The sequence below is a fragment of the Streptomyces sp. NRRL WC-3549 genome (assembly GCF_000721935.1).
In the GTDB taxonomy this organism is placed as follows: domain Bacteria; phylum Actinomycetota; class Actinomycetes; order Streptomycetales; family Streptomycetaceae; genus Streptomyces.
On record NZ_KL585423.1, the window covers coordinates 204,121 to 216,870 of the forward strand.

The following is a 12,750-nucleotide window of genomic DNA, read 5'->3' on the forward strand; positions in this document are numbered from 1 at the left end:
CACCTACCGCTCCACCCTCACCCCGCCCCCGGCCGGGGCCTCAGGCACTCCGCGCGACAAGCTGTTGCGGCCGGACCGAGGGTCTGAGGACCACCCGTACCCCAACCCTCGTTCCGGGAGTTAAGCGCCATGTGAACCCGTACAACACGCCACCCGTCGCCCCGCCCCGCCCGTGGTGGAAGACCACGCCGGCCGTGCTCGGCGCCCTCGCTCTGGTCGCCCTGCTCGGCTCGTTCAGCTTCGGCCTGGGCTTCCTCGTGATGATCGCCGCCATCGCGGCCGTGTGGGCGCTATCACCATGGCGCTGGTTCACCAAGCTCGGTGCGACGTTCGGAGCCTTGGTGCTACTGACGATCGGCGCGGGCCTGGGCGGACAGCTCGACGACAGCGGGACGGACAAGACCGATGCCAAACCGGGGAACACGGTCGGCGCCAGTCCCACAGCCGCCTTGCCGTCCCCAACCGCCTCCAGGCCCATCAAAGCCGCTGACTACACCGGTCAGCCGCTGGACGACGCGGAGAAGAAGGCGCGCGCCGACGGCTACACCACGAGCCACCACGACGCGGCCGACGAGGAGCGCCCGATCACCGTGCGGTCCGGTTGGACTGTGTGTCTCCAGAAGACCGATACGACTGCGATGGCGGTCGACTTCGCAGCCGTCAAGCAGGACGAGCCATGCCCCCATAAGGATGGCGCCCCGCTCCCGTGGCCGAAGATGCCGGATGTCATCGGCGCAACCTACGACACGGCCGTCGAGGATCTGAAACAGGCCGGGATCGACCTCGACCGCGTAGAACTCGACGACGTCTACCTCGACATCGACAGTCCGACCGCCGAGGAGGCCGCCGAGGACGGCGGCGACTGGCGGGTGTGTTTCCAGTCCCCGAACGAGGAAAGCAAGGTCACCTCCACCACCACTGTCCGCCTCGACCTGGGCCGGTGGACCGACGCCGACCTCGTGCAGCGCTGCCCGTCGGCGAAGGATACGACCTACAAAATTCCTGCCAACGACCCTGACCACGAGGACGACAACGGCGCTACAGGAAACGGCGGTTCGTCCGGCGGCAGTTCGTCCACCTCCGGCGGTGGCGGTTCATCCTCCGGCGGCGGTTCGTCCACCTCCGGCGGCGGTTCGTCCACCTCCGGCGGCAGCGTCGGCACGGTCCATCCCGGCTCGTTCTGCTCCCTGCCCGGAGCGACCGGCGTCACCAAGGCCGGCACGCCCATGATCTGCGGCCCTGGCTCCGACGGCCGCGACCGCTGGCACAGCTCCTGACCCGTACCGACCAGCCTCGTCACCACGAGTCCGACATTCCGCTCTTCACAGCTCTCCTCGAAGTCGCTCCAGCAGGTCCCGGGATTCCTTCGGGCCGAGGGCCTGCGAGCGCAGTGAGGCATAACGCTGGTAAAGCACACCCACCTCATTCCGGTCGGCGATCAGTCGACCGCTCTCCTGGCCCTCGCTTCCGCGTCGGAGGCTCACGGCCGTCATCCCTGCTGCCGAACGATGTGGTGAGCCGCTGATCGGTGTGTCACCGGGTGGCCTGAACCCATGGGTTCAGATCAACGGCAGGCTACGATCCGCCTCAACGCAGTCGGCCGGTCTCAGGAACCCATCCCTTGCGATGGGCCCTCCGGTCCGGGGCACCTCGGTGGTGATCACATCGGGTGCTGGGGATCGGGCCCTGTGCTTGCACGGGGTGGCGGAGGGATACAGCGGACCGCCGGTAGCGGGGCGGTGGAACGACTCAAGGTGAGGCCCGCCGACTGCGTCTCACAGGTGAGGGACGAGGCGGTTCGGTGACGACGGCAGACGACTTCGTGGACCTCGACCCTGCACAGTTCCTCAAGGCCGTGGTCAGCGGCTCGATCTTCCCGTACACCGAGCACCGGATCCCCAAACACAGCGGCGGCATACGGACCTTGCACGCTCCGGTCCCGCGACTGTCCGAGTTGCAGCAGGGAATTCTGGCCCGTCTGGAGACTCTTCCAGCCAGGTTCCAGCCCCACCCGGCAGCGTTCGCCTACCGAGGTGGCCGCTCGGTCGTGGACTGCGCCGCCATCCACCTACGTGCCCACACCGTGATCCGCCTGGACATCGCCGACTTCTTCGGGAGCATCCGGGAACGGCACATCCACGCCGCACTGAAGGACGCCTGGGCTCGCCCGACGGAGCGGGAGTACCGGATCGATCTGGTGAAGGACGGTGACGGCTGCCGGGAGGTCGGCCTGCGTCGGATCGGCCGCACCCTGAGTACGTACACCACCGCCCGGCTGGTCACCGTATCTCCGCCCGGGTCGAGCCGGACGTGGACGAACCGTGGCACCGGGCGTCGCAGTGTGTACCTGGAGGCCACGGGGCAGAGCTTCACCGTCAGTCGGCCCGAGCTGCTCTACAAGGACACCCGCGAGGGGTTCCTGCCGCAGGGCGCTCCCACAAGCGGATACCTGTCGAACATCGTCATGCGCGACGTCGACGCCGCGGTCACGCACCTGGCGGAGTCCTTGGGGTTGCGCTACACGCGCTACAGCGACGACATGTACTTCTCCAGTCGGCGGCTCGTTCGCCACGAGAAGGCCGACCGCCTCGTGGACGGTGTGAAGAAGGCATTGATCCCGCTGGGCATGAGACTCAACACGAAGAAGACCTACGTGGCCCGTCCCGGCGCACGCCGCAGCGTGCTGGGCATCCTTGTCGACGGCCCCACTCCTCGCCTGACGCGCGAGTACAAGCGCCGCATCACCAAGCATGTGCGAGGGGCCGCGTCGTTCGGTATCGAGCAGCACAGCCGTCACCAGGGGTTCAAGGGCCTGGCCGAGCTGGACGCCCATGTGACCGGGCTGCTGTCGTTCGCGCACATGGTCGAGCCCGGCTGGGCCGAGGAACAACTCGCGGACTGGAAGCGGCTACGCGAGATCCCGTTCGAGCACGAAGAACCGGTGATCGCGCAGCACGGGCTCGATTGGTACGGGGACGAAGAGGTCGAGGTCTCGCAGTCAGACCTGGCCAAGGCCTCGATCGACGACCTCGTCCGCGGCGCCCAGCGCTATCGCTCGTCCGCGGACTACCTGCAGATGCTCGAGTTCGTGGGCCGGTTCAAGCGGTACGCCCCGTTCAACGCGATGGTGGTCCACATCCAGAAGCCCGGGGCTCGCCATGTCCTGTCTTCCTCGGAATGGATGTCGAAGTACCGGCGCGTACTCAAGCCCGGTGCCCAGCCGCTGCTGATCTTCCAGCCGCGCGGGCCCTACATGCTCGTGTACGACGTCGGGGACACCGAAGCTCTGCCCGGGGCTCAGCCTCTGCCCAGGACGGTCACCGCCCCCGCTTCGGTGTCCTCTCGCGTCGGCGAGAAGAAGCTCGTCGAGATCTGGCACCACACCGGGACGAACCTCGCGCCCTTGGGAATCCGGCTCACCCTGGTCAATGACGGGGCCTCCTCGTACGGGCGTACGTATCGCACCAGGTCCGACGGGTTCGTCCAGCGTCCCGGCAGCAGGCCCGGCGACCGACCGGAGAGGTACCCGAGGCTGTTCGAGATCGAGGTCAACCGGAACCTGCCGCTGCTGGACCGGTACGCCACCCTTGCCCACGAGCTCGGCCACCTGTTCTGCGGGCACCTCGGTGCGGGCCCCGGCGACTTCTGGCCGGACCGGCGGTCGCGGCCCTCCTCGGACGAGGAACGCGTCACGGCCCATGCCCGCAATGAGGTCGAGGCCGAGTCCATCGCCTACATGGTCCTCAAGCGGCTGGACCCAGATGTCCAGATGGGCGACTACATCATCGGACACCTCGGCGTCGGCCAGCAGGTTCCGGAGAGTGTTGCCCTGAACCTCACGTTCAAGGCAGCCGGCCTGATCATCGAGATGGGCGGAAGGCGCCTCTCTGCGACCAAGCTCCAGAAGCCCAAGAAATGATCTGGGCGCCCGCCCTGGACGGGTCAGTCCCATAGGCGCTCGGCGCGCTCCCGAACGTCACGGATGTGCCGGCCGTCGGCGACCCTCCCAAGGAGGAGACGGTGACCCTCCGCATAGTGGTTCTGCCCGGACACGGCGGCCTCGCGCAAACTGCCCACGCAGCAACGGTCAGCCGTGCTGGTTCTCGGACGCCTCCGGCCCGCCGGGCGTCAGCCAGGACCACGACGCCGGCGGCGGACCGAATGCGCGACGGCCGGCTCTTACCGCCAGAGAGGCGACAGCAGCGTTGGCGCCACCACCGATAGCGGCTCCGATTCCGAACGGTGCCACTCGGCCGAGAACGATGATGCCCTGCTTGGTTCCGTACTTCGTGACGAAGTTCCTCCCCAAGACCTTGTTGATCTGACGCAACGTCTCGGCAGGCACCTTGGCGACGATCTGGCGCCCCCAGTGTTGCCCCGTACGTCCGGCGACCTTGGTGATGGTCTCGGAACCGGCCCCGCCGAGCATGATGCCCAGCACGATCGTTCGACGGCGCTCGATCTCGTCGATGGGGACTCCGTGGACTTCGGCAAGGGAGAGCGCGAAAAGGGCACTCAACTCAAAAGACGAGAGGACCTCGCCCGCCGACAGCGCCAGCGCGACTCCCGTGCCGACGCCGGGCGCAGCTGCGGCTCCCCCCACCGCAGCGCCGGTCCCGGCCAAGGCACCGACGTACATCCGCTCCAGGTTGCGGATCACCTGGGCCGGCGTCGCCTCGGAGTTCCGCTGGCGGGCACGGACGATGTTCTTGCGCACCAGCGGACTCTGCGTGTCGATCGCCTTGTCCAGAAGGGCGAGCACCCGATGCCCACGCCCGGGTTCCTCCGGAACCGATTCATCCTGGTCGTGCGTTGCCATGCGTAGAACTCCTTAGTTTGTTGCAGTCCAGCCGCGTCTTCCGCCCGGCGACCGAGCGGAAGACGCGCCAGGCGGAGAGACCGACAGCCAGAGGAAGAGGAGCCGCCGGGGCGACCCGGAGGCGGGGAAGCGTTCGACAGTCGTTGGACACCCGATGACCGACGGGCCGCCGCCGTCATCAGTGGCCTCTGCCGCGCACCGTCCGACATCATCCGTGGGACCCCTGCCCATAGCGCCCCAACTACCAGCAGCCGAGCGGTCATTCCGTTCGGGGAAGCCGATCGGACGCACCACACGGTAGACGATATCCGTTTACAACATCAACAGACAGATCGATTGTGATCACATATGACCGACAATCGATTGACAACGTCAACGGGTAGTGTGTGCGTTGCCGATCCCCTCCTGCCCGAACCGGAAGGACATCCATGCCGCAGCCCGGCCGCCTCGCCGGCACACCGGATTTTCACCTCACGCTCCCCGAGGGCGGCGGCGAGGCGCGGGGGTACCTGCTCACCGAGTTCGGCCGCAACGGCACGCACAAGTTCGTCCTGCAGGAGGGCTCGGTGGTGGTCGCCGAAGCCTGGCCCGGCCTGAACGACCACGCCCGCCGGATCCGCGCCGAACTACGGGCGAGCGGCGCGCTGGCCGACGCCCCGCCGCACCCCGACCGGTCCCAGGCGCCGCGGCGTTGGGTGGCGGCCCAGGACATCGTGTGCAACTCCTCCTCGGCCGCCGCCGCGCTGGTCTTCGGCTACACCACATCCGGACCGGAGTCCTGGCGGACCGCCGAGGGCCACCCACTCGCCGACTACCTGTCCACCAGCTGGCGCGCCCCCCGCAAGGCGTGGCTCGTGAAGGGCTCCAACGTCTCGGGGCGCAACCTGGTGCAGCTGTGGCTGGAGGAGGGAATCGTCTCCCTCTCGGGTGCCCATCTGCCACCCCTGGAGGAGAGCGACCCGACGAAGAGCGCGCTGCGCCGCTTCGTCGAGGAGGGATACGAGGGTGCCGCCTCGTATCACCAGAAGCGGGGCCTGGTCGACGAGTTGCACGCCTTCCTGACCCAGATGCGTGTCGGCGACATCGTGGCGACCATCGGTGCCGGAAGGCTGCACATCGGACGGATCACCGGGGACGCCGTGCAGTCGGCGTCCCCGGGCGGCCTGTCCAATCTTCGGCGGGCGGTCGACTGGCGGGCCGGCAGTCTTCCGGACGGGGAGCTGCCGGAGGAGGTACGGCAGAAGTTGTCCGTACAGCACGACGTCATCGACCTGACCGGTGCCCTGGAGGCGCTCGACCGGCTCACCGGGAGCACCGGACCCACCGGCGCGGAGGCGGCCGGCACTCCTGCCGGGCAGATGGCGGACGAGCTGCCGGTGCGGGAGCTGTCCCTGCCGGACGTCACCGAGGACCTCGCCGCCGAGCTGCTCGTCCGCGACCCGGAGTGGCTGAAGGACATACACGAACTCCTCACCGATGAAAAGCAGTTGGTGTTCTACGGACCTCCGGGCACGGGAAAGACCTACCTGGCGATGAAGCTGGCCGAGTACTTCGGTGGCGGCCCCGAGCAGGTCAAGATCGTGCAGTTCCATCCGTCGTACGCCTACGAGGACTTCTTCGAGGGATACCGGCCGGTGGAGGACCCCGAGACACGGGAGGTGGCCTTCCGGCTGACGGCGGGGCCGCTCCGGGAGCTCGCCGATCTCGCCTCCCGCGAGGGCAATCAGCACGTTCCGCACTTCCTGATCATCGACGAGATCAACCGTGCCAATCTCGCGAAGGTCTTCGGTGAGCTGTACTTCCTCCTGGAGTACCGGAGGAGGACGGTGCGTCTCACCTACTCCGGGGACGACTTCGCCCTGCCCCCCAACCTCTTCGTGATCGGCACGATGAACACCGCCGACCGGTCGATCGCCCTGGTGGACGCGGCGATGCGGCGCCGCTTCGCGTTCGTGGAACTCTCTCCCCGCACCGAGCCGACCGCCGGGCTGCTCGCACGCTGGCTGGCGCGCGAAGGCAGGGACGCGGAGCCGGCTCATCTCCTCGACGCTCTCAACGCCCGTATCGGCGACGCGGACTTCGCGATCGGCCCTTCGTACCTGATGAAGCCGGGTGTGTACCGCGACGGCGGTCTTGAACGGACCTGGCGCACGAAGATCCTCCCGCTGCTTGAGGAGTACCACTACGGGGAGGGCGTCGACATCCCCGCCCGCTACGGCCTGGACGCGCTGCGGGGGCAGGGCTCGTGACCCTGCCCAGGGCAGCGCCGCCTCCCCCTGCGGCGCCGTCCGAGGTGACCTTGCGTGAGTACGGGCCGCCGGTCTCCGTACCGCTGTGTGCTGAGGCCGGGCGGGCCCTCGCCGGCACCGGCATCCTGCAGAGCGCGAACCCGGATCCCGGCAGGACGGGGCACTGGATACTGCGAGCCGGCAGCCGGGTCGGTGCCGTGCGTGTTCCAGGCGGCGGTCCGGTCGTGCGGATCATGCCCAAGACGCCGGTGAGCCGGCTGTTTTTCCTCCTCGGCTTCAGCCTCGACCCGGCACGCGCCTGGCGCGACAGCCGGGAGGGAACTGTCGACACCGGGGTTCACGACGATGTCGTCCCCGCTCTCGCCCATGCCGTGGAACGGCAGATCGACGTGGCGCTGCGGCAGGGCGTCCTCCTGGGGTACCGGGAAGTGGAGGAGGCCGGGCCGGTCATGCGCGGACGGCTGCGCGAAGCCGAGCAGATCCGGCGGCACTTCGGCCGTACGCCCCCTGTGGAGATCGCCTATGACGCGTACACGGCCGACACCGCCGAGAACCGCATCCTGCGCGCCGCCGTGGAGCGGTTGCTGCAGTTGCCGGGAGTCCCCGGTCCGGTCCGGCGTCGCCTCGCCCAGCAGCGCGTACGCCTGTCCGACGCCCCGCCGTTGACGCGGGGCCAGCGCCTGCCGCGCTGGTTTCCGTCGCGGCTGAACATGCGCTACCAGCCTGCTCTGCGGCTCGCCGAGGCCGTGCTGCGCGGTGCTTCTCCGGAACACCGGCCCGGCGGTGCCGACCCGCTCGCCGTGGACGGCTTCCTGCTCGACATGAACAAGCTGTTCGAGGACTTCGTGACGGTCGGCCTGCGCGAGGCCTTCCGTGAACACGGCCTGACCGCCCGCCTCCAGGATCTCCACCACCTCGACACCGCGGGCCTGGTACGCATGCGTCCCGACCTCGTCGTGCGCACCGGTGACGGCCGCACCCCGCTGGCCGTGGTCGACGCCAAGTACAAGGTGGAGAAGGCCGACGGGCTCCTCAACGCCGACCTGTACCAGGCGCTCGCGTACGCCACGGTGCTCGGACTGCGCCAGGCTCACCTCGTGTACGCGGCGGGTCGGGAGCCCGAACGCTTCCACGAGGTGCGGGGAACGACCGTCAGGCAGGGCGGAAGAGGGGTACGGCTGTACCAGCACGCCCTCGATCTCTCTCGGGAGCCGGACCAGATCCTGTCGGCCCTCAGGGGCATCGCCGACAGTCTGGCCACCGCGACTCCACCACATCCGTGATCGCGAAACACTTGTCAGGCAGGAGGGAACGACATGCCGCAGCTCGCCTTCGCCCAGAGTTTCTGGGACGGCTACGACATGCTGGAGAAGCCGGTGCGCGCCGGCGTACGCAAGGCCATGGGGAAGTTCCAGGCCTTGAGTGCCGCCGAACTCAACGCGGACAAGGGCCTGCATCTGGAATCCGTCAACAACGCCCGTGACCCGCGGATGCGCACCATTCGCATCACCGACTTCTGGCGAGGTGTCGTCCTCGCCCCCGACGACGGCAGTGATGTGTTCCTGCTGGTCAACGTCCTGCCGCATGACGACGCCTACACCTGGGCGGCGAAGCGCCTGTACAGCGCGAACACCGCGACCAGGGCCCTGGAGGTCCGCGACGCCGTCGCTCTGGACGAGCTGACCCCGCTGTACGAGACGGCTGCGCGCAACGCGCCCGAGCTGCTGTTCGCGGACGTCTCCGACGGGACCCTGCGCACGCTCGGCATCGACGACCAAGTGCTCCGCGCCGCGCGTTCCCTGGCGGACAAGGCCCAGCTGGACGCGTTCTCCACGCTCCTGCCGGAGGACCAGCGGGAGGTGCTGCAGTACCTCGCCGAGGGATTCGGGCCGGAAGAGGTCTACCGGGACGTCGTCGCCGTCCGCCGGCCCGCCGACGCGCCGGCCGAGCCGGTGGAGGACCTGGCCACGGTGATCGCCAACACCCCCGCACGCATCCGCCTGGTCACCGGACCGCTGGAGCTGGAGGAGATGCTGGAGAAGCCGTTCGAGGCCTGGCGGATCTTTCTCCACCCGTCTCAACGGCGCGTCGCCTACCGCACCTCGTACGGGGGTCCCGTCCAGGTCACCGGAGGGCCGGGGACGGGCAAGACGGTCGCCGCCCTGCACCGGGTCAAGCATCTGCTCGGCCGCGGTGAGGGCGGCCGTGTCCTGCTCACCACGTACACGAACGCGCTCGCCGCAGGCCTGCGTCAGATGCTCGGCCTGCTCCTCGACGAGGACCAGGAACTGCTGGCGCGGGTGGATGTGACGACGGTCGACGCCTACGCGAACGGCATCGTGCGCGCGAAGTACGGGGCCGTACCGAAGCCGGTCGGGGACCGGGAGCAGCGTCAGCTCTGGGAGAAGGTCGTCAAGCAGCTCGATCTTCCGTTCACCGCCCGGTTCCTGGCCCAGGAGTACCGGCACGTCGTGCTCGGCCAGAACATCCAGGATCTCGACTCCTATCTGGGTGCGAGCCGACGCGGCCGTGGCACCGGCCTCGGTCCCACGCGCCGCCGGATCGTGTGGAGCGGTGTGGAGCGGTTCGAAGAGCTCCTGCGCGACCGTGGCGAGACCACTTACCTGCGGGTCTGCGCCCGCGCGGCGGAACTCCTCGCCGACGGGCCGGCTCCCTACGCCCACGTCGTCGTCGACGAGGCCCAGGACCTGCACCCTGCACAGTGGCGCGTGCTGCGTGCTGCCGTCTCCCTCGGTCCGGACGACCTGTTCCTCACCGGCGACCCGCACCAGCGGATCTACGACTCCCGGGTGTCCCTCGGCTCTTTGGGTATCGCAACGGCCGGCCGTAGTTTCCGGCTGCGGGTCAACTACCGCTCCACGGAGGAAATCCTTTCCTGGTCGGCGCGGCTCCTCGCACCCGTCTCCGTCGACGCGCTCGAGGGCGAGGGGAGGGACTCATTGGCCGGGTACCGGTCCCTGCTGCGCGGGCGCAGCCCCCGGGTGCGGGAGTACACCACCCGGCAGGAGGAGACCGATGCCTTGGTGCAGCTGGTCCGGGCTTTGCTCGAGGAAGGTCTCGCACCGCACGAGATCGGCGTGTGCGCCCGCTTCAACCTCTCCCTGGACGCGGCAGAGAAGAAGCTGATCGCTGCCGGTATCCCGGTGCTGCGGGTCAAGGGACAGGCCGCCCAGGAGGCCGAAGGGGTGCGTTTGGCGACCATGCACGCGATGAAAGGGCTGGAGTTCCGGGCGGTGTCCGTTCTCGGTGTCGACGAGGGCGCCGTCCCGTTCGCCCGTGAGATCACCCCACGCGAGGCGGATCCGCTGCAGCACGAGGCCGACCTGCTCCGGGAACGGTGTCTCCTCTTCGTCGCCTGCACACGCGCCCGCGAGGCTCTGAGCGTGACGTGGAGCGGGGCTCCGAGCCCGTTCCTGGCTCGGTCCGCCTGAAGGGTTCCCGCCGCGGGGCGCCCTCGCCACGGGTGCCCCGCGTGCTGCCCTCATTCCTCCGGGGCCAGGGCGCCCGTGGCGAGGCCGTCACGGGCGACTTCCGCGAGCCGTCGGCTCAGCTCGTCGACCTTGCGCATGTCTTCCTCGAACTCGGACAGAGCTTGGAAGGCGGAGCCGTACCGGCGCTGGTCGTCGATACCCATGCGGGGGATGCGTGAGCCCCTGGTGTCCAGGCGATGGGTCCCGCTGGCGCTCGTCGACCGGCGGGCGTTGACGGAACTGCGCAGGAATCCCTGCAGGAAGTCCGTGTCCAGCTGCTCGCTGGCCGAGACCGGTTCCGGTCCGTCGTACGCGACGAGTCCGGCGCGGGCGAGGTCCGCGACGTTGGTGGTGGCGCCGTCCAGCGAACCCGGTCCGGCGCCCGGCGCGAGCTCGGGCAGACGTGCGGCAAGACGGCGGATCCGATCCTCCAGCTCCTTGCGCAGGGCGGTGTACTCGCCGGGGTAGTCGCGGTCCGGGAGCCGCAGATGGCTGCCGGGAGTCAGGTCGACGGCATCGTCGAGGAGCTCGATCAGCGGCACGTCGACCACTTGATCGGGGCGGGGGTCCAGACTTCCGTCCGGCCTGTTGCCGGTCAGGTCGACCATGCGCACGGCACGGTTCGCCTCCGCGCCGCTCCCCGTGTTCCCAGGACGCTGTAGACACCACAGATGGACAGGCAGGGCGTGCGAGGCCGCCGTCCCGGGCGGAAGGGCGACCACCTGACGCAGGATCCCCCGGCGTACGAGCTCTGCCCGGATACGACGGCCCGCTTTGCGGTAGGCGACGGAGGCAGGCATGACCATGAGAACGTGGCCCTCCGGCCCCGTGTGCGCATACGCATGCTGGAGCCACGCGAGTTCCCCTTCCGCCTTCGACGGCGTACCGAGTTCCCAGCGGGCGTCCAACAGCAGTTCCTCCCGGCCCCATTCGGTGACCCCGGTCGGCGGGTCGCAGACGACCAGATCCGCGACGAGGCCCGGCCACCCGTCAGCACGCAGGGAGTCACCTGCCTCGACACGCACGTCCGACCGCTCCATGAGGTCGGCGCGGAGCTGCGCGAAACGGGCGCTGTCGGCGTCGATCTCCTGGCCTCGGCAGCGCGTCCCCGCTTCCGCGGCGACTGTCAGGAGCAGCACCCCGATTCCACAGGCGGGATCGAAGACGGTGGACTCCGGCGCCAGTTCGGGAGCGAAGTGGCGCACCGCCCGCACCACACGTTCGGAGGTCACCTGGTCCGATCCTGCGCGGCGGGCGGAATCGATGAATCGCTCGGTCAGCCCGTTGACGAGGTCGACGGGGGCTTCCACCTGGGCAAGCGTCTTCACGCGAGTGGAGACATCCTTGGGGAGCCGCGGCACGCGCGCTCCCGTCAACATCCCGGCCACCCCGGCCAGACCCGCGACCATCTGCTCGCCGTAGGCTGCCCGCAAGACCTGCCACAACTCGACCTCAGGTGAGACTTCCTGGCCTTTGCGCTGCTTGTCCAGCCATGCCTGCACCTCAACGAGCGAGTAGAGCGGACTGTTCGCCGCGCCTCCCGCCTGTGCGGGGAAATCGTCGTGGCGCCGACGCCAGTTGGAGACTGCGGCCCGCGTGACACCGGCCATCCGGGCGATCTCGGATCCGGTGATGAGAGGGCCGATCGGTGAAGCCGCGTTGTCCGCCATACCGTCACGGTACACGGGCCGCAACCCGCCCTCCACAAAGAGGTGCGTTGACAGGATAAACACCTTTACCACGCCCCCTGCTCCACGCCGTGGGCCCGCCCCTGCCCGGACGGGCCCACGGCCGGTCACACCCCGACCGGCGCCCCCGGAGCGGGCAGGAAGCCGGTTTCCCGCATGTACGTCAGGTAGCGGTCCAGCACCTCGTCGGTCAGCGGGGCCTGCCGGACGCCCAGGGCCGCCGCCTCCCCCGCCGTCCGGCGGGAGTCGAAGCGGCGGTGGGCCGTCGCCGTCTCCGGACCGGTGCCGCCCCCGTCGCCGAGGAACAGCTGCGCCGCGTTGTCGGGCCGCGCCGCGACGCGCTCCCGCCACTCCTCGGCGGGGACGGTGCGCAGGCGCGTCCGGGTTGGTCAGGTGGTACGTCCCCGCGCCGGCCGGACCGGCCGTGGCGAGGGTGACCACGGCCGCGCTGACGTAGTCCACCGGTACCCAGTCGGTGGTCCCGTGCGGCAGGTCCGGGACCG

At 69.2% G+C, this 12,750-nt stretch carries 7 protein-coding genes and 1 pseudogene; 5 read left to right on the forward strand and 3 right to left on the reverse strand.

Going from position 1 to position 12,750, the window contains the following annotated elements:
- Positions 1-131: 131 nt before the first annotated feature.
- Complete coding sequence (locus tag IH13_RS0127335) at positions 132-1,277, forward strand: Stk1 family PASTA domain-containing Ser/Thr kinase (protein ID WP_031088643.1); 1,146 nt, start codon at positions 132-134, stop codon at positions 1,275-1,277.
- A gap of 45 nt (positions 1,278-1,322) precedes the next feature.
- On the opposite strand, the pseudogene IH13_RS42855 reads toward IH13_RS0127335, so the two are convergent.
- Positions 1,323-1,466, reverse strand: a pseudogene (locus IH13_RS42855) (transcriptional regulator); the annotation flags it as partial.
- A gap of 335 nt (positions 1,467-1,801) precedes the next feature.
- Here IH13_RS42855 and IH13_RS0127340 point away from each other — a divergent pair.
- Positions 1,802-3,919, forward strand: coding sequence for an RNA-directed DNA polymerase (locus tag IH13_RS0127340; RefSeq protein WP_031088644.1), 2,118 nt, complete (start codon positions 1,802-1,804; stop codon positions 3,917-3,919).
- A gap of 168 nt (positions 3,920-4,087) precedes the next feature.
- Here the strand turns inward: IH13_RS0127340 and IH13_RS0127350 are convergent, their stop codons facing one another.
- Entirely contained in the window at positions 4,088-4,819 is a 732-nt protein-coding gene (locus IH13_RS0127350; protein ID WP_031088645.1) for a hypothetical protein, read from the reverse strand.
- A 428-nt stretch (positions 4,820-5,247) separates the two neighbouring features.
- Here IH13_RS0127350 and IH13_RS0127355 point away from each other — a divergent pair, with 428 nt between their 5' ends.
- The 3 genes from IH13_RS0127355 to IH13_RS0127365 are packed head-to-tail and all read left to right on the forward strand — an operon-like array spanning position 5,248 to position 10,520.
- A complete protein-coding gene (locus IH13_RS0127355; protein WP_031088646.1) occupies positions 5,248-7,068 on the forward strand; it encodes a DUF4357 domain-containing protein in 1,821 nt (606 codons plus the stop codon).
- Between the two features lie 2 nt (positions 7,069-7,070).
- On the forward strand, positions 7,071-8,351 hold the full coding sequence (locus tag IH13_RS0127360; RefSeq protein WP_051835940.1) for an McrC family protein: 1,281 nt from the start codon (positions 7,071-7,073) through the stop codon (positions 8,349-8,351).
- Between the two features lie 33 nt (positions 8,352-8,384).
- Positions 8,385-10,520, forward strand: a complete 2,136-nt coding sequence (locus IH13_RS0127365) for a UvrD-helicase domain-containing protein (protein WP_031088648.1) — start codon at positions 8,385-8,387, stop codon at positions 10,518-10,520.
- Positions 10,521-10,570: 50 nt separating this feature from the next.
- Here IH13_RS0127365 and IH13_RS0127370 read toward each other — a convergent pair whose 3' ends face one another.
- The gene (locus IH13_RS0127370; protein WP_031088649.1) at positions 10,571-12,229 is read right to left on the reverse strand and encodes an HsdM family class I SAM-dependent methyltransferase; all 1,659 of its coding nucleotides are present in this window, start codon (positions 12,227-12,229) and stop codon (positions 10,571-10,573) included.
- Positions 12,230-12,750 lie beyond the last annotated feature (521 nt).

Coding starts and splice junctions, on each gene's coding strand:
- IH13_RS0127350 (WP_031088645.1), bottom strand. CDS start 4,819: ATGGCAACGCACGACCAGGATGAATCGGTTCCGGAGGAACCCGGGCGT.
- IH13_RS0127355 (WP_031088646.1), top strand. CDS start 5,248: ATGCCGCAGCCCGGCCGCCTCGCCGGCACACCGGATTTTCACCTCACG.
- IH13_RS0127365 (WP_031088648.1), top strand. CDS start 8,385: ATGCCGCAGCTCGCCTTCGCCCAGAGTTTCTGGGACGGCTACGACATG.
- IH13_RS0127370 (WP_031088649.1), bottom strand. CDS start 12,229: ATGGCGGACAACGCGGCTTCACCGATCGGCCCTCTCATCACCGGATCC.